We start from the raw sequence: 23,672 nt of genomic DNA, 5'->3' as shown, positions 1-23,672 counted from the left end.
AGCTGTTACCTCCCCAGTGGAATATTATTCTTCGTCGTTTGTTTCAACGCAGATGTAATAATCTGTTGCTGTTCCATACTATGCACAAGCTGATAACCGCTGGAAGGACTTGCGTGTTCCGGGCGACCTTCGTATCTAACGGTTGTGCCTTCCGGGGCAACTTCACGAAGACGAGGCTCCATGTATGTCCAGGCACCCATGTTTTTGTTTTCTTCCTGTACCCATACCAGTTCTTTTACATTGCTGAAACGTGCGAGTATGCGTTTAATCTCTTCTGCCGGGAACGGATATAGCTGTTCCACTCGAATGATGTGAAGCCATGACCAATCAGCTTTATCTTTTTCAAAAGCATCTTCCAAGTCAATGGCAATCTTGCCACTGCACAAAATAATGCGCTCTACGCGATCCGGCTGTGTACCCAGTCCGGCTTGCTCCAGCACAAGCTCAAACTTGCCTTCACTGAATTCGACTGCCGGTGAAGCAACACGCGGATTCCGAATGAGACTTTTCGGTGACATCATCACAAGTGGACGAGCATCTTCCGTTTCAGTCAAGGAAGCTTGACGACGCAACAAGTGGAAGTACTGAGAAGCACTCGACAAGTTGGCAACCGTCATGTTGTCTTCTGCACAAAGCTGCAGGAAGCGTTCAAGACGAGCACTTGTATGCTCAGGTCCCTGACCCTCATTCGCATGTGGAAGCAACATGACCAGACTGGATTTCTGAGACCACTTGGCACGACCCGCTGATACAAACTGATCAAAGATAACCTGTGCACAGTTGGCAAAGTCACCGAATTGAGCTTCCCAGATGACCAGTGTATCGGGTGAATATACGTTATATCCGTATTCGAATCCAACAACGGATTCTTCAGACAACGGACTGTTATAGATTGCAAAGGATGCTCTTGCCTGTGGCAAGTGATGTAATGGGCAGAACTTTGCTCCATTCTCCGAATCATGCAACACCAGATTCCGATGAGCGAATGTAGCACGCTCGGCATCCTGTCCACTAATCCGAATTGGCTTGCCATCTGCCAGAATGGTTGCAAATGCGAGTGTCTCCGCAAGGCTCCAATCCACTTTTTCCCCTTCGTTCAGGGAAGTGCTCCGGCGTTGCAAAATTCGCTGTAACTTCGGATACACATTGAAGTTCTCAGGCCATTTCAGCAGATCGGCATTAATGCTGCGAAGATTCTCCAGCGGTACCGCAGTCGGAGTAATCGTAACAGCCTCCGGCTCACTGATTTTCCGCTGATAATATTCATGCACTTCATTTTTCTTCATCTGGTCATAAGCTTCTTTTAATTTGTTCGTTACTCCATCGCGAATGCTCGTAATGGATGCATCATCGATAATCGATTCCTCTTTCAACTGATCCTGATACAAGTGGCTTACCGTTGGATGGTTTTTCACCTTGTCATAAACGATAGGTTGAGTTGTTTCGGGATCATCGGTTTCGTTATGGCCGTAGCGACGATAACCGATCAAGTCGATCAGGAAATCCTTTTTGAAGCGATTGCGATACTCGGCTGCCATACGAATGGCTGCAATACAAGCATCCGGATTGTCCGCATTCACGTGTACAATCGGAATTTCGTACCCTTTAGCAAGGTCACTTGCGTAGTACGTTGAACGGGAATCACTGCTATCTGTAGTGAAACCCAGACGATTGTTGACGATAATATGGATGGTTCCGCCATTCTGATAACCTGGCAGAGCTTTGAAGTTAAGCGTCTCTGCAACGATCCCTTCTCCAGGGAATGCTGCATCACCGTGCATCAAAATGGTAGCTGCCTTCGTCACGTCCTGCTTCGGATACCCAGGGTCACGACGGTCATCCTGAGCCGCACGAGCAAACCCTTGTACAACCGGATTAACGTATTCCAGATGGCTCGGGTTATTCGCCAGAGTAAGGCGTGCCTGTACAGTTTCCCCGTCTTTCACAAAACGGTTGGCACCCATATGATATTTGACATCCCCCGTCCAACCGTAGTTGATCCCAGTCGAACCTTCCGATGGAACCAAATCTTTGTTCGGAGCATGATGAAATTCAGAGAAAATCTTGCTGTACGGTTTGCCCAAAACATGAGCCAGTACATTTAACCGTCCACGGTGGGCCATACCCATCAGAATGTGGCTTGATCCGGCTTCTGCCATGATGCGAACAGCTTCATCCAGCATCGGCACAAGCACATCGTTACCTTCGATGGAGAAACGTTTCTGCCCAACAAATGTTTTGTGAAGATAATCTTCAAATTGCTCGACTTCAACCAAACGTTCCAGCAAAGCCTTACGTTCTTTCGGCGTAAGTGGAGCCGGTGATGTCCGAGATTCCGCACGACGATTCAGCCACTCACGCTCTTGAACTTCGTGCACATGACTGAATTCGTAGGCCATGGGTCCAGTGTATATCTGACGCAAACGTTGGATTGCATCCCATCCGGTTGCTGTCTGCCCATCTGCACCTTCCCAGATCAGGGAAGCAGGCAAAGCTTTCAGATCTTCTTCGTTTAATTCAAAATGCTGAGGTTCCAGCAAAGATGTGTCTGTATCTTCACTGATTCCAAGCGGATCTATATCTGCAGCAAGATGACCATAGGTGCGGATGTTCCATACCAGTTTACCCGCTGTAACCGCTTTCTGTAATAGTTGAATGTCTACGCTTCCGGAAGCCGATTGGGCGTTGCCGGAATTCAAGGTTGTGCGTGCATCCCTGCCAGACATCGGCGGTGCACCCCATTGTTCAAATAGTTCACGATAAGCCGGTGTAACCGAACCAGGGTCTTGAGTGAATAATTCATATTGTTCCTGTACGTATCCCATATTGGGGCCATAGTAACTTTCCCAGGGCTTCTTGTTGCCTTCCACGATCGTCATCGACGTTCCCTCCGTCTTGATTTAGTCATAAGTTTTTGACGGAAATCATTGACTAAGCCGTAATTTGCGTTCGTTCAACATTTTAAGCGAAATTTTTCATGAAGTCCAATAATCGTGCTGTTGGTGGTAGTAACGTTAGTCCGACGCTCCCGTCAAGGTTTGTCTGCGTTTTCAAAATCAAAGTAAAACAATGATTGTATATACCGTCGCACAGATGTCGAATACTGTCCTGATCCGTTCGAAGGTTACACTTTCTCCACTTCTTCAAGTGAAGTCCATGTTCTACTATCTATTCTATAAACTTTTACGCTCAGGAGCATTTCCTATTTTTAGTTCAATTGATGCATAAATTAGATGAATCGAATAAATCGATCAATTTGGGTAGAACAACGAACACTTAATTACAACAAAATAGGCATACGATCTCCCATTTTACCTCCTTAATTGAATTGTGGTCCATTATGTGCAAAAACAAACCGTCAAGTTAAACATTAACCATTTGACGTCACATTCAACAAATAATTGGGGTTTTCTTCAGGAGACCCACAGCAAAAAGCTGGCCCAGACATAAATTATCCGAGCAGCTTCTTTGGATTCATCAAATTTAAGTTAACAATAAAGTTGAGGATGCACATCAAGATGTACTTTTGCTAATCATATACTCTGCAAACGGCGTTAGGGAAAGATCTCTAACTTGCTCCAGTGTAAACCAGTCCCCGCCCAACGAATCTTCACCATCGGGTTCTTTTTTGATATGATCCGGCTGACTGGCTGCGGTCAAAACAACATCATACAACATCCCGATATGGTGCAACTCTTCCGGCTCACCTTGATACACCCATTCCAGTACCGTAGACTCCGCAGAACGAATCATCACTTGTAGATGGGTCAGGCCCGTCTCCTCTTCAATCTCACGATGAAGAGCAGTCTCTGGCTGCTCGCCAAATTCCAGCCTTCCGCCTGGTAAATCCCATTGCCCCTGATATGCTCCGCGAGCCTTATGAATCAACAGGAATTGGCCCTCCCAAGCTACCAAGCCATATACCCCAATATGTGTATGCCGATTCACTTAAGGACTCTTCCTTTCGTTTTCATCCTCTGTAACAGCATCCAGATCTATGGCCATACGGATCATATCCACACAGCGGATACCATCCTCAATAATCTCTTCCTCATAATGCCTCACAAAGAAGTCACGATCAACCCCGATAATGCGGAAACCGCAACGTTGGTATAACTTCAATTGATGAAAGCTGGAGTTGCCCGTCCCAATCTCGAGAATTCGGCATCCCAATCTACGTGCAGCTTCCATCGCTTCCTTAATCATGTGTTTGCCTACACCTTGTCCCTGCAGTTCTTCCTGTACGGCAATATTAACAATCTCCGCAGTCTCTGGACGAGTCTTCAACAATACGAACTCCCCAACCATCTCTCCTTCATACTCGGCAATAAAACAAACACCCCGACTCAGGTATTCATCCACAATTGCTTTTGAAGGATCAGCCATCAACAAAAGTTCGTAGGGTCTCTCTTCTTCCCAGTCCAAAATCCGGAACGACAATTTCATGCCAATCTCCACCTTTTCATCGTACAATATTCATTTACGTTCTGTTTGCAGAAGCCTATGTATGGCAAATCTACAAATATATCATTCTTCATTTCAACAAACTAGTTTACTCAATCTATTAATCACACACTATTACCCACAGACTAGTCATCTCCTATAAAAATAGTAAACTTCATTATATCATAATATTTGGATATAAATATATAGATATGGATGATACATTTTGAGGCATTATTTTTATCCTAACCCAAGCTTAAATGCTCATGAATTAATTTCCATTCCCCATCAAGCGTCGCCGCACTGTATCCTTGCAGGGCATGCTGGTATCCCATGATTTTTCCTCCTTCTGACGGTTTAACTTATCGGGTCACACTCTGTTCAAGTACGGAATCGCTATACACCATAAATGTCTCTTGCAACGTACGGCCGGATGACTTCTCCCAGATCACACTCCGCTCAAAAGTGCCTTTTTGGAAAAAACGTGGGAAACGTTCAGCGAACCAATCCTGCATAGGCAGCTCAAAAACCCGCTTCATAGGCACCCATAACAGTTCGCCTTCGGGCGGATCTTGCAATAACTGACCCTCGAATGAAGTCGCCAAATAGTTAAATACCATGTACCGCAATCCTTGTTCGGGATCACAAAACTCATCAAGACCTTTATACGTAATCTCATTAACTACTAGCCCCGTCTCCTCCAGAACCTCCCGCACGGCACCATCCACGATACTCTCCGGAAAATCTACCTTTCCCCCAGGAGCGATGTATCCCGGAAATCCTTTGCGGTCCGGCCGATTCATTAACAACACCTGATCATTCATTTTGTCCCATACCATACACATCGTTAATATTTCTATTCTAGTATCCATATTCGTCCTCCTGCTAACGCGCGCTTCTCTGCTGTACACTAACATTTCTGGGAATAACATGTGTTTTCCTTCTTTATTCCCACTCTGATTCATTCGTATTTTCACCGGTCTCACACTATAGTCTATGATGATATATATGCATACGAAAGGCGGACGCCCTGTACACCTGTACATCAGAAGCCCGCCTGTTTTGTTATATTCTATGCTGCTATTTCCTCAAGCCTGGAGTTTCCAGTTCTCAGTTCAATTCCGTAATCAACACCCGGCGTTCCTTCCATTCAGCCCGGCGATAAGCCTGTTGCATACCAAATTTGCGGATACTTGCCTTTGGTACCGATTTATATGGTAAAACGATCGTAAAGTCCTCATCAAACGGGAAAAAAGACAGGCCTACTTTTTCATTGGATAACCACTCTGCCTGAATCGGTTGTCTGGAACAGGCATCAAATGTACAACTGAGTCCTTCTGCAAAAAAATCATAACGCGCAGCAGGTGTTCCAGGTTCCTCCATACAGAGAAACAGACTGAGCTGATCACAGAAAAGCATGATCTCCACATCACTTTGCAGCCTCTGTTTCAGTGCTTCAGCATCACCACCAAGCTGTTTCTCCCAATCCAGCTGACGTTCGTGTTCTTGTTGCAGATAATCTCGGATGTCATCATCATCCTGAGCATTGGCCCCCAGATTTTTCTGAAATAGCTCCGTGTACATCAAGCTACACAATAATCCGGCGTAGAGGTTTTTCTGACGAACTTCTTCAATCCCTTTATGGTAGAATACAAAACGCGGACGCAATGGAAAGTCACGAAACGAATACGGCGATTGACTGTAATCATTCCAGAACGGAGACGAATCCAGTTCAATCCAGCCACGGTCATGTTCCTTGGCCGCTAGAATCAATTCATCCCGATGCGCAGCATCGGATAATAATTCATTTTTCCAGTGGGAAGCCATCTCTCCGGCTACTAATCCATGCTCATGCTGTGCGGTCAAAACAAAATCATGCTCTCTCTCATATACGATCATGTGCTGTCACCCTTCCGCATGGTATACGTTGACTTTAACATAAATTGGGTTAAACTTTCCTAGTAAGTTGTTTTTCGCTCCATTTTGACGAAAGGCATTATGAAAGGCACAATGTAAAGGTGTTGTCAGTTTCCTGAAATTTGATACACTAAAGATTGTGTCCACAATTATATTACATACAGAAAGCGGGATCTCATGAATTTATACTCTCCTTACATCGAGTTTAACCGCAAGGAATGGGCTGAACTTAAAGAACATCAGACCACTCTTCCACTGACGGAAGCCGAATTAGAACAGTTAAAGGGATTGAATGAAGAGGTATCGATTCAAGAAGTCGAAGATATATATTTGCCTCTTACCCACTTTATTAACCTATATGCAAGAGTTTCACGAGAGCTGAATCAACTGACGGCCTCCTTTATGAAAAAAGAAGCCCTCCCCACTCCCTACATCATTGGAATCGGGGGGAGTGTTGCCGTGGGCAAAAGTACAGCGGCCCGCTTACTACAGGCACTGCTCGCCAGAGGTAAGAATAGCCCGAAGGTTGACCTTGTCACAACCGACGGTTTCTTATATCCCAATGCGGTGCTGCAAGAGAAGGGCATCATGAACCGCAAGGGATTCCCGGAAAGTTATGATATCAAATCCCTGATTCAGTTCATGGGTGATGTGAAATCTGGCAAACCCGAAGTGAAAGCACCCGTCTACTCTCACCTCGCCTACGATGTCATTCAAGGAGAAGAGAAGCAGATCTGTCAACCGGATATTCTCATTATTGAAGGTATCAATGTACTTCAGATCAAAAAGGAAACGCCTTTGCTGGTTAGTGATTTCTTCGATTTTTCCATCTACATTGATGCGGAAGAAGAACATATAAGGCACTGGTACGTTGAGCGTTTTAAGCTACTCCGCAATACAGCGTTCCAGAACACGGATTCCTTTTTCCATCAACGATTCGCCAATATCGATGAAGAAGAAACCGTGCGTACGGCCAACCAGATCTGGCAAGATATCAATGCCAAAAACCTGCATGAAAACATTTTGCCAACCAAAGGACGTGCCAGACTGATTCTGAAAAAGGAAGCCGATCACTCCATTGGGCAGATTCAATTGCGCAAACTGTAGACAACACTCGTGCAGTACACTTTGATGTTATATCTAATTACCCTTAAAAGGAGAGAAAAACACATTGCAAACCCTGATTATACTCGGCAGTATTATGATGTTCCTGGCTGTTGCATTGGGTGCTTTTGGCGCACACGCGCTCAAGCGCAAACTATCGGCTGACATGATCAAAATCTATGAAACCGGTGTTCAATATCACCTCATCCACGGACTGGGCATCATCCTGATCGGACTGCTGGCAGACCGTCTTGAATCCTCTTCACTCGTCATGCTTGCCGGATGGCTGATGTTCGCCGGGATTATCCTGTTCTCTGGCAGCCTGTACGTTTTAAGTGTGACGGGTGTTCGCAAATTGGGAGCCGTTACCCCACTTGGCGGAGTCGCATTTTTGGCTGGATGGGTTATGATCATGATTGCTGCATTGTAGTATGCCCCGTGGATAAACGAAAAGAGTGTTCTGGCTGATATAATATCGCTGGAGCACTCTTTTGCTGTTTAATCTGTCCAGATTCTTCGAATGGTGGACAGCCCTGCATCCGGTCGTTGTCTCTCCAGCACATACACATCCGGGTTAGACAGTTTGCTCCACTCTTCATAACCAAAGGATGGTTCATACTCACGAATAAGCAGTGATAACAAGTTCCCATGTGTAACCACGGCCCCGTGCTGTTCCGGTCTGCTCCACAACTCTTCCAGTAGTGCCAGCCCCCTTGCAGCCGCGTTTCTCGAAGATTCCCCGCCTTCTTCCACCCAATCCACATCATCGTATGTACGTTTCAGTACATCCATCCAGTTTGGCAGATCAAGAGAGCTAAGTATCCTCTCCTGGAGACGTTCATCCGTATGTATATGTTGCAGCGTTGCTATGCCCAGGGGCATAGCGGTCTGAACGGCCCTTTTCCATGGACTGGAGACAATATACGTTATGGAATGATGAGCCAGGATATCTGCAAGTTTTTCGGCCTGCCTGATCCCTTCATCTGTAAGCTCTGCATGGGGTTCCTGCCCTGTGGCCTTGGCGTGACGGATAAGATAAATGGACTGCATAGCTATCACCTCCTATGGTGTAACTTACTTGGAGTTCATCTCAAGATATTGGAGTGCACTGGACATCTTCTCCTGCTCTTCCGGTCGGCCTGATGAACTGAGGAAAGTGACCTGTTCCCCTGTTCTGTCTCCATGCTGAGCCACCAGTCCAAGCCGCTGCTTCAGATGGTTTACCGTGCCTGTACTGCCATCAATAATCTGTATATGATCTGGCAGAACCGTGCGCAGAATGGACGTATAGTATGGATAATGCGTGCAACCAAGCACCACTGTGCCATACATATGAAGATCGAGATCTGCCAGCTTGAACCGGAAATAATCAGCGATTTTGCCCGGATCAAAATCCAGCTGTTCACACCACTCCACTAGTTCCGGCAGCGCAATGGAATCCACACTGTGGTGATCATCAACACGTGATACCAGTTCGTTATACTTGGTTTGGCTCAAGGTGAGGGCCGTGGCAAATACAAGCACTCTCTTACCACTATCACGATTCATCTCCACGGCTGGTTTCACCGCAGGCTCCATGCCAATGATCGGGATATCATACTTGGCGCGCAGATCCTTCACAGCCAGACTTGTTGCTGTATTACAAGCAATCACGATTGCCTGGACATCCTCCTGAACGATGGCTTCCACACAATCAAAAATATGTCCTCTAACCTCATCCGCAGACTTGGTTCCATACGGGACATGTAAAGTATCCGCATAATACAGAAATTTTTCTTCCGGAAACTGTTTTAATGCCTGATGCAAAACGGTCAAACCACCGATGCCTGAATCAAAAAAAGCAATTTTTTTAGTCAAGGATTTCACCTCTATAATGTATTCTTTCGGGTTCCAAGAACCTCTCAATGCTGCTCATGCTGACTGGAGGTGAGGTTTGTACTTCCGGCTCATCACACACTACAGTGCTTGACGGCTTGCGGGAACCATTCCGGTTACGGATCGTTCTTCTGATCGCTGACTAAGCCGAACGCTATCGCTTCTTCAGAATCGATTCCGCCCCCTCCATTACTTCCGCTAAGTCAGGTACTATAGAGAAGATAAGCCATTATTCTACGCTCATTTTATACTGTCTGAGCCAGTCCTTGCCACTATGCCACGCCTTTACAGGGTTAAGCTCTCCAAGCAGTTCAGTACTTGCCTGAGCCATGATCCATTCCTTGAGACCATTATCCGGACTGGATTCGAGCTGCTGTAGCAGGAAAGGCAGTCCTGCCTCCCCCGTATTCAAGATGTCGTCGTAAGCCTCCCGGTTACCAGCAATATAATCATTCGGATTGCTGCTGGTCAGGAGGACAGGGTCGCTAACCATCTGCTGCAGGTTGCTTTCAATCGATGCTGTTAATGCTTGGTCTTCTGTCCGAATCGAACATGCTGCTACCGTCAATGCTGTGCATACGGATAACAAACCCAGAATCAGTCTTCTCCGATTCACTGTACCACTCCTTTCACCAACGAGTTAACGCAACAGATTCAGCTTTCATGCTCAAGCCCCCGGCCAACTACAGAACAAGTTCCCATTGTTCTTCGGTAAGCTCCTGACCTGACAACATCTGCTTGCGGACTTCCTTCACTTCAAAGCCCACAGATTGATATAATCTACGCGCGCCATTGGTGATAAATTCAGCAAAGCTATGATCATAATTATACTCGTTTCGATAGATTCGGATATGTGCTTCAATGACATACTGCAGATCCTTTTGTACGAAAGTGCGGATCATCAGACATCACAGTCCTTCCTCAAATCCACAGTTGTGATACTGAAATCCGCACCGAACTGAATTAATCCGAGTTTACGGGCAACTTGCTGTGAAGCGAGATTATCCCAAGATGTACTGTAGATTGGCATGCGTCCACGCTCCTTGACATAATACTGCCAGCACTTTACCGTCTCCGCTGCATATCCATGTCCTCTATAACCGGGTGCCGTATACAGACTCGCTTCCGCCCCATGATCGGAAAACCTTGCGGAGCAGCACACTGCCACAGCAGAATCCCCAATAACATAAGCGGCAACAGGGCTTTTTTCATACAAGTAGTCTGTTAATTCAGGGAAATGCTCTGCCAGCAAATAATACTGCTCCTGACCAATCAACTGAACCTTCTGATTCCACTCGTGAGATATCTCAGGAAAAGCATAGGCGGGTCCCATCCACACACGGTTAACTGGCTCAAAGGTTTCCACCTTGCGAATCAGTTTCGGAATATCCAATGGAAGCTCGCTATCCTTACCCAACTCATCGATTAGATTCGGCGGTAACTGCTCATGATAATAGATCAGTGAACCAGCAGAAGTCATGCCTATAAAAATGGCTGGAGCCTGCCCACCACCCGGCTCGTTGATGCTTAATAGACGCTGCTGCTCGTTGATCGTATATAAAGTACTCACCTGTATTTTCAACATTCCCATAGACGACAGGTTGGATTTTGGAACCATAACTATGAAGTTAACCTTTGCAATAATCGTTCGCCTACACTGCCTTTACCAGCTTCCTGCTGCTCCAGAAATTCGGATAATTGACGTAATTCTGCAGGACGATATCCAGCCCCGCACCCGCAATTATGATAGGTATAACCATGACGGTACAGCATCATTATTTTGGTCCATTGTTTGGTATCATTTTGCTTGGGCGCCTGGAAATCGTGTCCCATGCTAACCATAGATGTGGCACATTGCGGGCATTTATATTCAAGTTGTGCCACCACCTCAGGGCTCAGGTCATGTCTGGAAACTTGTTTAAATGATTTGCGACAAATGAAACATGCATAGATGTCTTTATATGGTCCTGACAAGGCATATCTGCACATCATCTGCACCCCCTTAATAATTTCCATTATACGGGATTTCACACACACTTACGAATGGATTTTGCATATTTGCGAAAATTCCACCACTCACTCATTGACCTTTAATCACAGCTTGTTTCCAGGCCTCACCAAGTTCCGCAATCGATGCGTACCGCTCGGACCGATCATCGCTCACTGCACGTATCACAACCTGATAAAATGCTTCTCCGGCATCCCATCTGTCATAGGAACGATCTTTCTCCCCACCAAGCAACCCAAACGCCATTGCCCCCATGTTGAATACATTGGTAACCGCATCTATGGGTGCACCCAACTCAAATTCCTCAGGAGACATAAAGCGGGAAGATCCCCACATACGCCCCATGGTATTGGTAAAAGAGCCCTTCCGATACAGATCAATATCACAAATTTTCATCGCATGTTTGTCAAAATCATAGATCAGACTGCCATCATACAAATCAACAGCCACATAACCTCTCCGTTCCACATCGATATGAAAATTCAGAATCTGCTCCATTGCCCGAATGCGTGTCTCAACAGGAAGCTGTCTGAACCGATAGTAGGGCGAACGCGGATCTTCATATTTGGCCGGAGGCGGAAAATACCAATGGGAGTGCAGACACTGCCCATCCACCCAATCGAATACACAGGCATACCCCTCATCCGTTGCAAAATGATCCGTTAGTCGAATCAACGTGTCATGCGCCAAATCTTCGTAAACGGAAACAGATGATTTCAGATTAAGAATGGCTTCCGGGGGACTTCCCGTATGATTCGCATGAATTGTATGTGCTCCCGCATATTTAACGAACAATCGCTTTCCATCCTTTTGCACAATACCGAAGGAGATATTCCCTGAATCCTGCTGATCGAATACGCGAAAGACCGTACCCAATGGCTGTAACCAATCGAAAGAATGAGACTCTTTTAAAACAAAGGAAACACCGTCGATACCAAGTTCAACATGATCTGTCATCGGACTCCTCCTGTGGTGATATTTTCATCCAATGTTGAGTGCTCAGCATAAAAGTAATTCATAAGCGCCTCATCATATCCCTGACCATGGACTACCAATGCATTTCGCTCAATGCCGTATACTTCAAATCCATATCGTTCGTATAGACGTCTGGCTGATTCATTGGTTGTAACTACACTCAGATTAATCTGCTTGATGCCTTCCAGATATCTTCCCCGATCCAGCACCTCGCGGAGCAAGAGCGAAGCCAGCCCACCTCCCCGATACGGCGGAGCAACATAGACGCCCCAGATCATGCCTTTGTGCCTGAGCTTCAGGCCGTGTTCCCTTTTGAAACCCATCATTCCCGCCAAGGTTCCTTCTTCTGTGTATGCTCCCAGAATATAATCATCCGGTTCATTATGTATGCGCTCCTGCACTTCACTCATGGGGAGTTGAATGGACAACTCAAACGAAGCCCCAAAGGCTTCAGGATGTGTTTTCAGTGCTTCCAGTCGCAAAGGCCAGTAGATGTCTGCTTCATCCCGCTGAATATTGCGAATGGTATAGGACTCTTGCTTTCGATCTTCGTTCATTCTTCGACCACTCCCTGCATCTCATAAGGATAATCGATCTGAAGTTTTACATTCGCTGCCGCTTCCTGTCCTGCAAGCAACCCAACAACATAAATCCCAAGGTCAATGGACGTGGCCACACCACCGGCAGTAATTACATTTCCATCTTTTACAATCCGCTTCTGGATCACCTCGGTGACATACGGCTCAAGCAAATTATATGCACGGGGATGTGTTGTTGCTTTTTTGCCGGATAAGAAACCAGCTGCACCCAGCAGCAGAGAGCCTGTGCACACCGAAACCTTCAAAGGCACAGACTCAGCCTGTTTCAGCCAACCTACAAAGGTCTCGTCATATCGAAGCTTGCGCGTTCCCATGCCTCCGGGGATAAACACGAGATCATATTCCGATAGGTCAGGCTTCACTCGATCCACCTTCAATGTTAGACCAGACTCATCCGTGACCTGGTCTGTCATTGCACAGGTTTCCCACGTCGTTCCTTTGGTAGGTTCAAAGAAATTCAACCGATTGATCACATCATAAAATCCTGCAAAATCAAGGAAAGTCAGTCCATCAAACAAAACGAATGCCATTTTCATTGGTAACCTCCGCGTTTTAATTTGGAGCATCCTGATTATGTTTCTGATTCCGATCCCGTTCCATTGCTTCCTTCACCCGGTCACGCGCTGGCAGCTTGCTATTGATATGAAAGAGCAGACCCACAATCGCAAGAAGTAAAATAATGACGATAAATTCGAATATGGCTAATCTCTCCTTTTCGGAAATTACGCAATCGTGACTCGTACCTTATCTCTATTTTAATCCACGGGCGATGATCCACTCCAGCCACTTCCACGGTAGCAGTGCTTTACCTATGATGAGCACACGCGAACCTTTTCCGAGCGCATATCGAAGTCTTGGTGCACGCATCCGTGCAATTCGGCCAATCAGATCGGCTACCTCCTGTGGATCAGGTGCCGTCTCGCTCGCATGTTTGGAATAACGAAGAACCGCGTCCAGCTTATGCTTATACGGAGAGTCCTCGCTCCGGTGAATCTCACCCAAACCTTTATTCCAGATCGGTGTGCGATAAGAGCCAGGCTCAACTAATACCACCCGAACACCGAACGAAGACATCTCATGCCGCAAACTTTCCGTGAATCCTTCCACAGCGAATTTGGAGGCAGCATATGGCGCATACCCTGGAAAACCGGACAACCCACTGACGCTGGACAAATTTATAATTAACCCCTGCTTCTGTTCACGCATCACAGGCAGGACCGCACGTGTCACAGCGATTAATCCAAACAGATTCGTTTCCATCTGGCGCCGCCAATCCTCCATTGACACTTCCTCAATGAACCCGCCCACCGCAAATCCCGCATTGTTCACCAGCATGTCGATTCGACCATTATTAAGAAGTACGGACCCCACGGCTTTCTGCACTGATTCAGTATCGGTCACGTCCAGTTGCACATATTGTAAACGTTCAGCTAACCCCGCCTGTTCAGCCAGTTTCACCAATTCTTCTCTTCGACTCAGGTCACGCATTGTAGCAACAACGCGATATCCCTGCTTGGCAAGGGTGATTGCGGTGAGCATACCAAAACCACTGGATGTACCCGTAATTAAGGCCACCGGAGCGTTAGCTCCTTCCTTCGTCTTTTTCACTACATCAGAACCTGCATTAATCCGTCCCTGTCCGGCTTCTGTTAAGTTTTCCTCTACTGTCACGGTGTGACCTTCTTTCCTCGGTAAATTGCTTACTTCCCACCTAGACCGCAAGACTCCTGCTTAATCCGTCACTCCGTTATGCCGTCTCTCAACTCTGCGCAGCTTCGTAAGTCCCGGTTCAAACGTATACGGTACAAATCTGATCTCAGGTAAAGTGCATTCAAGCCGCTCTCCCAGCTTCATCAGTTCCAGCAGTACATTGGTCTCAACCTGAGCCATCACTGCGTTCCCGCCAAGTCGAAGGGATACCTCCATTGTTCCGTCCCCTTGCTGCACCACACGATAATGTTCAATATCCGGCGAAGCCGCAATGACCGAACGGGTAACGAAATCCGGAAAGACCGGTACCGTCTCACCCGTATGCATGTTTGAAAAATAAAGCGTGTCATCACAGCGGCCTTCAATCCGCTCAATGGCAGTAAACGGGGAACCACAGGCACATGGCAGCGCCGCCTCGGTCAGAATATCATTCAACCGATATCGGATGATCGGCTGTGATGTTCTGGAGAAGTCCGTAATAATGGGCACGAACCGTCGGGTGGCGGGATCAATGAACTCTTTTTCAATATGCACGATATCTTCATTCAAATGCAGTGTGCCATAACGACAGGTTGCACCCAGGAACCCTTCTGTGCACTGATAGACTTGATGAACGGTCTGTCCGAAGACCCGCTCCAACACCTTGCGATCCAGGGGGTCCAGCACCTCGGCAACAGAGATGATTTTATCCGGTACAGCAGTCAGATATCCTACCACATACGCATCCGCCAACAGACGCAGCATGGATGGAGGAGCCACCCACACGGTAGGTTGGTAGGTTTCCAGCCGCTTAACCAAGGTCTCCACACGTTCCAGCAGATCAAAGTACTGAAACTGCAATTTGCCACGTTGCACCGATTCATACAGATTACTGTTGGCCCGCAGGAAAAACGCAATCTTCGCAGGTTTCCACAGTACACCAGGCAGCAACTTGGCCAGCACCGTACCCGTCCACGCATCCTGCTCCCGATCACTCACCAGAAATATCCCCCGGTTCCCTGACGTGCCCGAAGACAGTCCAACCGTCACGCCTTGAATGGAAGGTTTGAAATCACGTGTTTCTTCACTTTCACCTGCAAGAGCCAGCGCTTTGTCCTTGGTAATACCCACCGTGTTCAGTGTATCAAAATGTTCCATCATGGTTGATTTGTCAATCAACGGAAAGCTTCTCCAGTCGGTTGCGTCCACGCCACCCCACCACTTCCGGTAAAACGGAGATCGGGCACGGATCTGATGAACATGCCGAATAATCCGGCGCTCTTGCCAGCGCTCAAGTTGTTCTCGTGTTTTCCATGTTCGCAGCCCACGTGCGAGTGCATAATGAACCACAATACGAAAGGTATTACTCATCGTTTCGGCCCTCCTGTACCCCAAGCGTCCAGTACATCTCGACAATGACTCGGCACAATCCGAATGTGGGGAAACTGCTGATGCAGCTGAACCAGCTTGTCAAAGTTACGATGGTATTCCTGTCGATTCGACATAATGATTCCAGCAAGAATATTCGGTCTGCGCTGTTCACGAAAAGCCCGACTCGACCATACCGCGTCCGCACAGAGAAAATAGTCATGTTCTTCTGTACGCAACAGGAGTCCCATCATGCCTTCCGCATGACCGGATACATCCACCCCAAGCAGACTGCCATCACCAAAGATGTCGTAGACCTCATCAAAAGGGAAAGCTTCCCCCACTCTTATCCATCGCTCAGGCTCACACGTAACTGGCAATGATCTGACTATAAAATCCTCGGGCAACAGCCCCGCAAGAAAACCTGCTTTTACAGCCGCAATCGGACCAAGTGAGCGCACAGCATCATAGGCCCTTGGCAGATAAATGAATTGTGCCTCTGGGAAATCTCGTACACCCGCGATATGATCGCCGTGAAAATGAGAGAGGATGATATACCGAATATCCGAAGCTTTCAGTCCAATTCGAGCCAAAAAATGAACGGCACTATCCTCTTCACGATAGACCACTGGTGTAATATGACGATACATTGCATTAGGCAAATGAGCCGTTTCCTCAAAAAAGCGGGAACTATATCCCGTATCCAACAGGATCGGTCCATGTACGGGATGAATGATGCAGGCAAATCCGGCCGGGAAATGTACTGGACTCAATCGACCACCGCGCAACGTCAGAAACTCTGGATGTGTACAGTAACCCGCCGCACCCAAATATAGTTCCACCGGAGTTGTTGTCAGCATGATTCAGCCCTCCACCAGTCTGCAAATTGTTGCAATCCCTCTTCAATGGACACCCGAGGAATGTATCCCAATCGCTCCCGTGCATCCGTAATATCCAACGTCTGTGGGATGGATAAGGAGCCGACTGTATACCGTGTTAACGCAGGTTCACCCAACGCAGGAATATAGCCATGAACTCGCTCCAGCAACGCTGCCACACCATATGCCATCCGATAAGGAATGTTTCGACGACGTAGCGGCATATCCAGCATGCCAAACAGGCTGCTCACCAACTCACTGAACGCCCTCGGATCGCCATTTGAAATATTGTAGGCTCTGCCAAGTGCTTCTGCATCGACATCGCGGCACAACAACAAGGCATCCACTACATTATCCACACATGTCAGATCGATTAACGCTTGTCCACCACCGATCATCGGCACGCCCGATTTTGCGTTTGCTGCGACAATTCTGGGAAACAACGTCTGATCATACGGACCAAAGATCGCCCGCGGTCGAATCATGATCGACGGAAGTCCCTTCGCATGCCCCTCCATTACAACCTGCTCAGCGAGAAGCTTCGTGGCTGCATAATGATTGGCTGGTTTGGATGGCAACGGATCATTCTCATGTACGTTATATCGGGGGTTGTAGTTAAAATATATACTCGGAGTTGAGACATGTATGAATCGATGCACCTCATTATGCAGGCATACATCTACAAGATTCTGCGTCCCTTCCACATTGCTGCTATAAAAGTCACGATATCGGCCCCATGGCGAGGATAGAGCTGCACAGTGAAACACCACATCCTGTCCCGTACACGCTTCGTTCACTGCAGCCTCATCCCGTATATCTCCATTCAGGAATCGGATTCCTACCAACTCAAGTTCTGCACCAACCTTTGGCTGTCGGCCCATGCCAGTGACTTCCCATCCCTCTTTGGCAAGCCGCATCGCGAGGTGCCTTCCCAGACATCCCGTAGCTCCTGTAACCAATGCTCTATTCATTGTTGTTCACCGTTCCATTCTATGTCATGAGTCAAAGCTTCAGTCAGCGAGCACTTCTGCGATCTTGCCAGGCGCCATGCAGCTAGCACCACTCCGAATTGTTCAAATACAGGCTGGATATCCTGCCCTACATAGACCACATCCCTGGTTCCACGCCACGCAGATATCCATGCACGGAGTTTCCCTTTGCCAAAGATCTGCTGTACTCCGCTTCCCAGCATGGGGAGCATGAGCATGGCTTTGCTGCCCCGTGAGGGCGTGATCATTTTTCTTTCTTTTACCAACGTCTCCGGTTCAGTTAGTGCACGCACCAAGTCATCTCCGGGGTGAAACAGATGAATCCCACTCGTTGCTCTCGGATTACACTCAATCGCGTATACTTGCCCATCTGGACCTTCTATAAAATCAAACCCAATCTGTCCACTAAAACCCGTTGCCTCAACAAATTGTCTCACCCACGCAAGAGCACCTTCATGTTCCACCTGTTCAAAAAAAACACTGGCTCCCACACTTCCTGTACGATAGCGACTGTCGTAAGTGGCATGTGCAACCAGTTGCCCTTCATGCGCTATGCTGTATGTACATAACATCTGACCAGGAATGTAGGCCTGTGCAACCCAAGGTGAAATAGATGATAATGCTGCCTCGTCCGGAGGGTCGTTACGGAAATGTCGACGTTTCTTTTCGCTTACGTTTCCTTGCTGATCCGTCCCTGCCCCAGCGTCATCGGTCATGAGTGTTGGCATGCGAACTTTGGCTGCGAAGCGGGAGTACACCGGTTTCCATACCCAATCTCCTACTTTTCCCAGAACAGACTGAGCTTCCATCCATTCCTGCCGACTGTGGACCAGGTGTGTATCCGGAACCGAAAGACCGAGTGACCCAGCAAGCTGGATAAAATCATATTTATGGTGCAGCTCATGCAGCTGCTCCAGAGTTGTAACCAGAACACGGCAATATGCACGCAATCTGTCTGCCCCTTGAGCAACATAGAAGACTTCTTCACACATCGGAATCAACAGGTCAATCTTCCAAGCCTGAACCAACCGTTCCAGCTCTGCCAGATAAGCACGTGTGTTATGACGCGGCGATGGGACCACAGCGCACTGTTCCACTGCACTGGATGATCTGGTCAGATGCCGTAAGGCACTCTCCGCAACATAGACCCGATGGCCTGCCCGATGAAGCATGCGTGCCAGATCGAGCGTTACGGGAGCCCTTCCTCCTGTAAGCAACACACGGAGAGAAGCAGCTGTACGATGTCTGGTTTCCCCAGATCTAGTAGTCAAAAATGAGTCCTCCCAATGATAATCCGGCAGCCGTGCCAATCATCAACACCCGATCACCACGCTGAATACGCTGTTGTCTAATCGCTTCATGCAGACCCATCGGGATCGATGCCGCAATCGTATTGCCGTGATTTCGTGTGATGTCCATAAACCGATCTTCAGCAATGCCAAGCTTCTTGCGAATCAGTCTCATCGCCATGGCACTTCCCTGATGGGGAATGACCAATTGGAAATCCTCCATTCGATTCCCGGTCGCCTGCAGTATATCACCAATGAATCCAGGCAAAAGTCTGGAAGCCATGCGGAAGATTGCCTGTCCATCCATATGAAAAAGGTAGGGTTCAGGCTGATCCGCCTTATAATTCGAAGCATGCAGCCGTGTACCTCCACCTGCAATCTCCGAGAAGCGAGCACCTCGGCTGTAGGTTTGAAGGGAAGCATGTACAATCTGAGAGGATGACCCTTCAGGCGAACGCTCAATAATAACAGCGGCCGCTCCATCTCCGAACAGGGCCGCACTTTCTTTATCCGACCAATTCAGTCCAGCTGAGGCAATCTCAGTGGCTACGAGCAGTACTCGCTGGTAACGTCCAGCATCTACCATATAGGAAATCACATCCAGTCCGTTCAGGAAACTTAGGCAGGTTGCATCCATATCAAAGGCAGGTACGCCCGAATCTTGCTGCCCCATGGCCTGCTGGATAAATACCGCAGTACTTGGCAACGGTTGTTCCTTCGTGCCACTGGTACACACCAGACAGTCGATATCACTAAATTGTAATCCTGCATCCGCCAGTGCAGCTTCCGCAGCCCGTGCGCCCATGAAAGAGGAGGTTTCTTCACCCGAAGCATAATGACGTACACCTACGCCTGTAGCTTTGCTAACCCAGCCCGTAGGCACGTCCAAGCGGCGATCCAGTTCCTCATCGGTGACTTCCTGTTCAGGCAGGTACTTCCCTGTTCCCGCGATCCTTACTCTTCTAAGTTGCATTTCCCCAACCTCTTTCTGTTCATCTGACTGATTAATATGAAATTTACACTCCACCTCAAATGGCGAAACACCATGAAGTAGAAGCTTTGAAATATACAATAAAAGGGCAGATGCCTCTGCCCTTTTATTGTATTTTCTTTTGTTATGAAGTGTTATTTCTTCTTATTCAAAATCTCGGCAAGAGCGGCATCTAGTGCACCGTATGTGAACGTGAAGCCTTCACTCTCCATTCGCTCGGGAATCACCCAACGGCTTTTGAGAACCAGTTCCGTCTCGGTCTGAATGAAGCGTGCGCCCAGTTCAAGCATCCAGCGAGGAGAAGGTAGTCCAATCCGCACCCCCATCTGTTCTCTCAGACGCGCCATTAGCTCCCGATTCGTCACCGGATGCGGAGAGGACGCATTGAACACACCATTCAAGTGTGGATGCTCTTGCAGATAAATTACCATGCGGAAGAGATCCTCGATATGAATCCAGCTGAACTGCTGTGTTCCTGCGCCTTGAGATCCTCCCAGTCCAAAACGGACGAGGTTCGTCATGGGCACCATCACGCCACCCTCACCCAGCACAATCGCGATCCGCAGTGCAATCTGACGCGTAGACGGCAGACTGAATTCAAAGAAAGCCTGTTCCCATGCCTTGGCAACGTCGACCGAGAACCCGGAGCCAATCTCGCCCTCTTTTTCCGTCATGGGACGATCTTCAGCATGTCTGTATATGGTCGCCGTACTCGAATTAATCCATAGTTCGGGAGGATGATTACAAGCTAGGACGGCTTCGCCGAGAATGCGCGTTGTCCGGGTTCTGGATTCCAGAATGACTTTGCGATTCTCATCCGTATAACGGCAGTTCACCGATTTACCTGCCAGGTTAATCAACATTTCTGCTTCTTTCAGTGCCCCTATAATTCCTGCACGATCCTCCCAGGCAATATGACCGGGCTGACGCGAGATAATTAACACCTCATACCCCAGCTTCTTGAATCTTTGGGCAAAATCCTGTCCGACAAATCCCGTTCCACCAGCTAATACAACCTTCTTCACGGTATCCCCTCATCTCCCATACTGGGTAAAGAATTCGCAAGATATAGATTGGAATGTTTCTATGCATGCAAAATACAGATATTAGATTAACACCGCCGGTGACCCGTTGGTTTGATTTATTTCGCACCAAGAGCTGCGTACAAGCGATCCCGTTCTTCAATAGCCCATGCGTTTGCAGAGTTTTGTTCCAGCTGATATCGGAGTTCATCATAAAAATCATGGATCATGAATCCGTCCGGCAAGTTCCCAAGCATCGCTGTAAAGTTGTACTCTGGCAGTGTTCTCTTTCCTTCACTGATCTGCTTCAGCCAGTCCATCCAATTTGCAAGAGTAAGCACTTCCTCCTGCCATAACTCAGCCTGTAACCCAAGCGCATCCTGAAGTTGCTCGTACGCCAATGGATCGGCGAAGACCCGACAGGCCTGAACAGCCAGTTCGTACAACTCGGTCACTGCACGGCGTACCTCATGCTCAAGTTCGACCTCCAAGCCTCCCATGTAATCCTGAACCTGAATGCTCTGTCCATCATCGTATAATAGCGGTGCCTGAGCTAACAGGCGTACAATCTCTTCCATCTCGTGCATTGAAACTCGCTTCTGCTCATAGAGAGCAGGTAATTGATATGCTGTAATGATCATTCACTCCTACATCGTTCTTCTATTAATGACCTATATTATAACATGGTTTGGCAATCATCTATCAGGATAACTTGACTATCCACTACAAGTTGTAGTAGTTTATACGTACTACGTAGTGTAGTAATACGATCGTTATGGACGCATAACGATGTTAAGGAGTGTTCACTGTGAACCAGATTCAAAAATTATCCGAAACAGAAATGGAGTTAATGGTTGTTATATGGTCATGCGCCCCACCGGTCACCTCCACAGAACTATTAGACATATTTGCTGAGAAGGGGAAAGCGTGGAAAGCGCAGACCATGTCTACCTTTCTGTCACGGTTGGTGGATAAAGGCGCTCTTACCGTTACGAGACGTGGACGGACCAATGATTATGAGCCTCTTCTGAAACCCGAAGATTACAAACTACAGGAAACGCAGCATGTTCTTGATGGACTCTACCAAGGTTCAGTCAAGAATTTGGTTTCGGCCATGTATGACGGTGACAAGCTTTCAGACGATGACATTTCAGAATTGAAAAAATGGCTTTCGGAAAAGTAGGTGCAGATGATGAATATCTTTTTTGAGATTCTGTGCAGCCTGACCGTGGCGGGAAGTATCGTTTCTGTTTGTATTTTGGCACTACGACTTATACCCATATCTGTTTTTCCGACCAAGTGGCTCTACAGACTCGGTAAACTGGCTATCTTGTTTTATCTGTTCCCGGTATCTCTTGGCCTTTCATGGCTTTTGGATATTGCATTCCAAACGACATCAACTATACCGGGCACGGAGAATGCAGCAGCTTCGGGTGTACTTGCAGGAACGTTTATCCCGGAACAAACCATCTCGGTAACCACAGCCTGGTTCTTGTTATGCGTCTGGGGCATTGGAGTCATTGGTTTTTCTGCATGGCAGGTGTACTGTTATCGAAGATTTCTGAATGAATTATCTCGTACACGTACCCCAGTCCTCTGTCATAGTGAAGCAGCTGTACAGCTACCATTAATCAAAGAAGCTTTGGGTCTCAAACGTAATATCACGCTTGCTCACAGCACGCTAGTACGAAGCCCTATACTGGTTGGCTTGTTTAAACCCACGATATATCTGCCACCCGAAAATACGGTGAAAATGGACATCAGTATGGTAATTCATCATGAGTTGGTACATCTAAAACATAAAGATCTGTGGGTCAAAGCTTTGACCTTGGGGGTTAGTGCCCTGCACTGGTTCAATCCCCTGATTCATATGATTCGCAGGGACATTCATACCTGGAGCGAGTTGGCCTGTGACGAAGATGTGGTGAAAGAGATGTCCCACGAAGAACGCAGACGATATGGTGAGACAATTTTAAATGTGATGGCGGGAACCAAGAAAATGCCTGCTCAATTTTGTTCGTCCCTATCGGGTGAAGGCAAACAATTAAAAAGGAGATTGATGATTATGTTTAATGTAAAGAAACTGAAAAAGAAACATTGGATGTTAAGTATGGGAGCCCTCCTGCTTATTACAGGTGTAAGTACGTCCACCGCCGTATGGGCATCAAACCACACGGTTAAAGTGGAGGCTGAGGCTTCTGAAGCTGTGACTGTTCCTTCTACGGGTGGATCTTCTGAAATCGTAGCTTCTCCCAACAAGGTTGGAATTTCCGAAGCTGTAACTGCTCCTTCTACTTCCGAAACTCCTGAGATCGTGGCTCTCCCTGAGGATGAAGTTTCCGAAGCTGTGCCAGTTCCGTCTGCTACTGTACCTTCTACTACTGTTCCATCTACTACTGAACCTTCTGAGGCTAAAGTTGTAGAATCAGCCACTGTTCCTTTTACTGGTGAATCTCCTGAAATGGTAGCTCTCCCTGGGGATAAGGTTTCAGTAACTGTACCTGCTCCTTCAGAAAAATAACCTA

At 47.5% G+C, this 23,672-nt stretch carries 26 protein-coding genes; 4 read left to right on the top strand and 22 right to left on the bottom strand.

All coding sequences use genetic code 11. The features are described 5' to 3' along the window. Window positions 1-5 precede the first annotated feature (5 nt). From MKY95_RS09190 to MKY95_RS09170, 5 genes are all read right to left on the bottom strand, one after another. Entirely contained in the window at window positions 6-2,879 is a 2,874-nt protein-coding gene (locus MKY95_RS09190; protein WP_047842236.1) for a 2-oxoglutarate dehydrogenase E1 component, read from the bottom strand. A gap of 634 nt (window positions 2,880-3,513) precedes the next feature. Continuing rightward, a complete protein-coding gene (locus MKY95_RS09185) occupies window positions 3,514-3,948 on the bottom strand; it encodes an NUDIX domain-containing protein (RefSeq protein ID WP_076318297.1) in 435 nt (144 codons plus the stop codon). Further along, the gene (locus MKY95_RS09180) at window positions 3,949-4,446 is read right to left on the bottom strand and encodes a GNAT family N-acetyltransferase (RefSeq protein WP_036610208.1); all 498 of its coding nucleotides are present in this window, start codon (window positions 4,444-4,446) and stop codon (window positions 3,949-3,951) included. It lies immediately after the preceding gene. A gap of 359 nt (window positions 4,447-4,805) precedes the next feature. Continuing rightward, window positions 4,806-5,315, bottom strand: coding sequence for an 8-oxo-dGTP diphosphatase (locus MKY95_RS09175; protein ID WP_076318296.1), 510 nt, complete (start codon window positions 5,313-5,315; stop codon window positions 4,806-4,808). Window positions 5,316-5,553: 238 nt separating this feature from the next. After that, on the bottom strand, window positions 5,554-6,342 hold the full coding sequence (locus MKY95_RS09170; protein ID WP_036610214.1) for a DUF3891 family protein: 789 nt from the start codon (window positions 6,340-6,342) through the stop codon (window positions 5,554-5,556). 195 nt (window positions 6,343-6,537) lie between these two features. Here MKY95_RS09170 and coaA point away from each other — a divergent pair, with 195 nt between their 5' ends. Continuing rightward, window positions 6,538-7,467: a type I pantothenate kinase gene (gene coaA / locus MKY95_RS09165; protein WP_076318295.1), complete on the top strand. Its 930-nt coding sequence runs from the start codon at window positions 6,538-6,540 to the stop codon at window positions 7,465-7,467. A 64-nt stretch (window positions 7,468-7,531) separates the two neighbouring features. Then, window positions 7,532-7,894 (top strand): DUF423 domain-containing protein, encoded by a 363-nt coding sequence (locus MKY95_RS09160; protein ID WP_036610220.1) that lies wholly within the window; start codon window positions 7,532-7,534, stop codon window positions 7,892-7,894. 68 nt (window positions 7,895-7,962) lie between these two features. Here MKY95_RS09160 and MKY95_RS09155 read toward each other — a convergent pair whose 3' ends face one another. The 17 genes from MKY95_RS09155 to MKY95_RS09075 all read right to left on the bottom strand — a co-directional run bounded on the left by MKY95_RS09155 (window position 7,963) and on the right by MKY95_RS09075 (window position 21,788). Next, window positions 7,963-8,514 (bottom strand): histidine phosphatase family protein, encoded by a 552-nt coding sequence (locus tag MKY95_RS09155; protein WP_076318294.1) that lies wholly within the window; start codon window positions 8,512-8,514, stop codon window positions 7,963-7,965. Between the two features lie 24 nt (window positions 8,515-8,538). Continuing rightward, complete coding sequence (gene murI / locus MKY95_RS09150) at window positions 8,539-9,321, bottom strand: glutamate racemase (RefSeq protein WP_339198352.1); 783 nt, start codon at window positions 9,319-9,321, stop codon at window positions 8,539-8,541. 247 nt (window positions 9,322-9,568) lie between these two features. After that, window positions 9,569-9,955 carry a hypothetical protein gene (locus MKY95_RS09145; protein ID WP_036610226.1) on the bottom strand — a complete coding sequence of 129 codons (387 nt, stop codon included), beginning with the start codon at window positions 9,953-9,955 and terminating at the stop codon, window positions 9,569-9,571. A gap of 67 nt (window positions 9,956-10,022) precedes the next feature. Further along, a complete protein-coding gene (locus tag MKY95_RS09140; RefSeq protein ID WP_076318292.1) occupies window positions 10,023-10,241 on the bottom strand; it encodes a hypothetical protein in 219 nt (72 codons plus the stop codon). After that, window positions 10,241-10,957: a GNAT family N-acetyltransferase gene (locus MKY95_RS09135; protein ID WP_076318291.1), complete on the bottom strand. Its 717-nt coding sequence runs from the start codon at window positions 10,955-10,957 to the stop codon at window positions 10,241-10,243. Before MKY95_RS09135 ends, MKY95_RS09140 begins: the two co-directional genes overlap by 1 nt. A gap of 2 nt (window positions 10,958-10,959) precedes the next feature. Next, window positions 10,960-11,172 (bottom strand): hypothetical protein, encoded by a 213-nt coding sequence (locus MKY95_RS09130; RefSeq protein WP_339198347.1) that lies wholly within the window; start codon window positions 11,170-11,172, stop codon window positions 10,960-10,962. Between the two features lie 247 nt (window positions 11,173-11,419). Beyond that, the gene (locus tag MKY95_RS09125) at window positions 11,420-12,304 is read right to left on the bottom strand and encodes a serine/threonine-protein kinase (RefSeq protein WP_076318289.1); all 885 of its coding nucleotides are present in this window, start codon (window positions 12,302-12,304) and stop codon (window positions 11,420-11,422) included. Further along, on the bottom strand, window positions 12,301-12,879 hold the full coding sequence (locus MKY95_RS09120; protein WP_076318288.1) for a GNAT family N-acetyltransferase: 579 nt from the start codon (window positions 12,877-12,879) through the stop codon (window positions 12,301-12,303). Before MKY95_RS09120 ends, MKY95_RS09125 begins: the two co-directional genes overlap by 4 nt. Further along, window positions 12,876-13,457, bottom strand: a complete 582-nt coding sequence (locus MKY95_RS09115) for a DJ-1/PfpI family protein (RefSeq protein ID WP_076252496.1) — start codon at window positions 13,455-13,457, stop codon at window positions 12,876-12,878. The genes MKY95_RS09120 and MKY95_RS09115 overlap by 4 nt, the downstream gene beginning before the upstream one ends. A gap of 214 nt (window positions 13,458-13,671) precedes the next feature. Beyond that, complete coding sequence (locus MKY95_RS09110; protein ID WP_256721248.1) at window positions 13,672-14,592, bottom strand: SDR family oxidoreductase; 921 nt, start codon at window positions 14,590-14,592, stop codon at window positions 13,672-13,674. A 60-nt stretch (window positions 14,593-14,652) separates the two neighbouring features. Continuing rightward, window positions 14,653-15,981 (bottom strand): F390 synthetase-related protein, encoded by a 1,329-nt coding sequence (locus tag MKY95_RS09105; RefSeq protein WP_076318287.1) that lies wholly within the window; start codon window positions 15,979-15,981, stop codon window positions 14,653-14,655. Continuing rightward, complete coding sequence (locus tag MKY95_RS09100) at window positions 15,978-16,838, bottom strand: MBL fold metallo-hydrolase (RefSeq protein ID WP_076318286.1); 861 nt, start codon at window positions 16,836-16,838, stop codon at window positions 15,978-15,980. Before MKY95_RS09100 ends, MKY95_RS09105 begins: the two co-directional genes overlap by 4 nt. Then, window positions 16,832-17,827 carry an NAD-dependent epimerase/dehydratase family protein gene (locus MKY95_RS09095; RefSeq protein WP_076318285.1) on the bottom strand — a complete coding sequence of 332 codons (996 nt, stop codon included), beginning with the start codon at window positions 17,825-17,827 and terminating at the stop codon, window positions 16,832-16,834. Before MKY95_RS09095 ends, MKY95_RS09100 begins: the two co-directional genes overlap by 7 nt. Next, window positions 17,824-19,116, bottom strand: coding sequence for an ATP-grasp domain-containing protein (locus tag MKY95_RS09090; RefSeq protein ID WP_339198342.1), 1,293 nt, complete (start codon window positions 19,114-19,116; stop codon window positions 17,824-17,826). The genes MKY95_RS09095 and MKY95_RS09090 overlap by 4 nt, the downstream gene beginning before the upstream one ends. Further along, window positions 19,106-20,107 carry a beta-ketoacyl-ACP synthase III gene (locus MKY95_RS09085; protein ID WP_339198340.1) on the bottom strand — a complete coding sequence of 334 codons (1,002 nt, stop codon included), beginning with the start codon at window positions 20,105-20,107 and terminating at the stop codon, window positions 19,106-19,108. Before MKY95_RS09085 ends, MKY95_RS09090 begins: the two co-directional genes overlap by 11 nt. A 152-nt stretch (window positions 20,108-20,259) precedes the next feature. Next, complete coding sequence (locus tag MKY95_RS09080; protein WP_339198338.1) at window positions 20,260-21,150, bottom strand: TIGR01777 family oxidoreductase; 891 nt, start codon at window positions 21,148-21,150, stop codon at window positions 20,260-20,262. A gap of 116 nt (window positions 21,151-21,266) precedes the next feature. After that, the gene (locus MKY95_RS09075) at window positions 21,267-21,788 is read right to left on the bottom strand and encodes a hypothetical protein (protein ID WP_339198335.1); all 522 of its coding nucleotides are present in this window, start codon (window positions 21,786-21,788) and stop codon (window positions 21,267-21,269) included. A gap of 167 nt (window positions 21,789-21,955) precedes the next feature. Here MKY95_RS09075 and MKY95_RS09070 point away from each other — a divergent pair, with 167 nt between their 5' ends. Continuing rightward, window positions 21,956-22,330, top strand: a complete 375-nt coding sequence (locus tag MKY95_RS09070; protein ID WP_017689706.1) for a BlaI/MecI/CopY family transcriptional regulator — start codon at window positions 21,956-21,958, stop codon at window positions 22,328-22,330. Between the two features lie 6 nt (window positions 22,331-22,336). Beyond that, a complete protein-coding gene (locus MKY95_RS09065; RefSeq protein ID WP_339198332.1) occupies window positions 22,337-23,668 on the top strand; it encodes a M56 family metallopeptidase in 1,332 nt (443 codons plus the stop codon). The last annotated feature ends 4 nt before the right edge of the window (window positions 23,669-23,672 follow it).

This window comes from Paenibacillus sp. FSL P4-0176 (assembly GCF_037975265.1).
Taxonomy (GTDB): Bacteria; Bacillota; Bacilli; order Paenibacillales; family Paenibacillaceae; genus Paenibacillus; species Paenibacillus amylolyticus.
The sequence above is the reverse complement of the archived record's forward strand: the minus strand, read 5'-3'. Positions and strand labels throughout refer to the sequence as shown.

Coding starts and splice junctions, on each gene's coding strand:
- coaA (WP_076318295.1), top strand. CDS start 6,538: ATGAATTTATACTCTCCTTACATCGAGTTTAACCGCAAGGAATGGGCT.
- MKY95_RS09115 (WP_076252496.1), bottom strand. CDS start 13,457: ATGAAAATGGCATTCGTTTTGTTTGATGGACTGACTTTCCTTGATTTT.
- MKY95_RS09085 (WP_339198340.1), bottom strand. CDS start 20,107: ATGCAACTTAGAAGAGTAAGGATCGCGGGAACAGGGAAGTACCTGCCT.
- MKY95_RS09105 (WP_076318287.1), bottom strand. CDS start 15,981: ATGAGTAATACCTTTCGTATTGTGGTTCATTATGCACTCGCACGTGGG.
- MKY95_RS09125 (WP_076318289.1), bottom strand. CDS start 12,304: ATGACAGATCATGTTGAACTTGGTATCGACGGTGTTTCCTTTGTTTTA.
- MKY95_RS09175 (WP_076318296.1), bottom strand. CDS start 5,315: ATGGATACTAGAATAGAAATATTAACGATGTGTATGGTATGGGACAAA.
- MKY95_RS09190 (WP_047842236.1), bottom strand. CDS start 2,879: ATGACGATCGTGGAAGGCAACAAGAAGCCCTGGGAAAGTTACTATGGC.
- MKY95_RS09095 (WP_076318285.1), bottom strand. CDS start 17,827: ATGAATAGAGCATTGGTTACAGGAGCTACGGGATGTCTGGGAAGGCAC.
- MKY95_RS09120 (WP_076318288.1), bottom strand. CDS start 12,879: ATGAACGAAGATCGAAAGCAAGAGTCCTATACCATTCGCAATATTCAG.
- MKY95_RS09065 (WP_339198332.1), top strand. CDS start 22,337: ATGATGAATATCTTTTTTGAGATTCTGTGCAGCCTGACCGTGGCGGGA.
- MKY95_RS09135 (WP_076318291.1), bottom strand. CDS start 10,957: ATGGTTCCAAAATCCAACCTGTCGTCTATGGGAATGTTGAAAATACAG.
- MKY95_RS09100 (WP_076318286.1), bottom strand. CDS start 16,838: ATGCTGACAACAACTCCGGTGGAACTATATTTGGGTGCGGCGGGTTAC.
- MKY95_RS09130 (WP_339198347.1), bottom strand. CDS start 11,172: ATGGGACACGATTTCCAGGCGCCCAAGCAAAATGATACCAAACAATGG.
- MKY95_RS09075 (WP_339198335.1), bottom strand. CDS start 21,788: ATGATCATTACAGCATATCAATTACCTGCTCTCTATGAGCAGAAGCGA.
- MKY95_RS09140 (WP_076318292.1), bottom strand. CDS start 10,241: ATGATCCGCACTTTCGTACAAAAGGATCTGCAGTATGTCATTGAAGCA.
- MKY95_RS09155 (WP_076318294.1), bottom strand. CDS start 8,514: ATGCAGTCCATTTATCTTATCCGTCACGCCAAGGCCACAGGGCAGGAA.
- MKY95_RS09170 (WP_036610214.1), bottom strand. CDS start 6,342: ATGATCGTATATGAGAGAGAGCATGATTTTGTTTTGACCGCACAGCAT.
- MKY95_RS09180 (WP_036610208.1), bottom strand. CDS start 4,446: ATGAAATTGTCGTTCCGGATTTTGGACTGGGAAGAAGAGAGACCCTAC.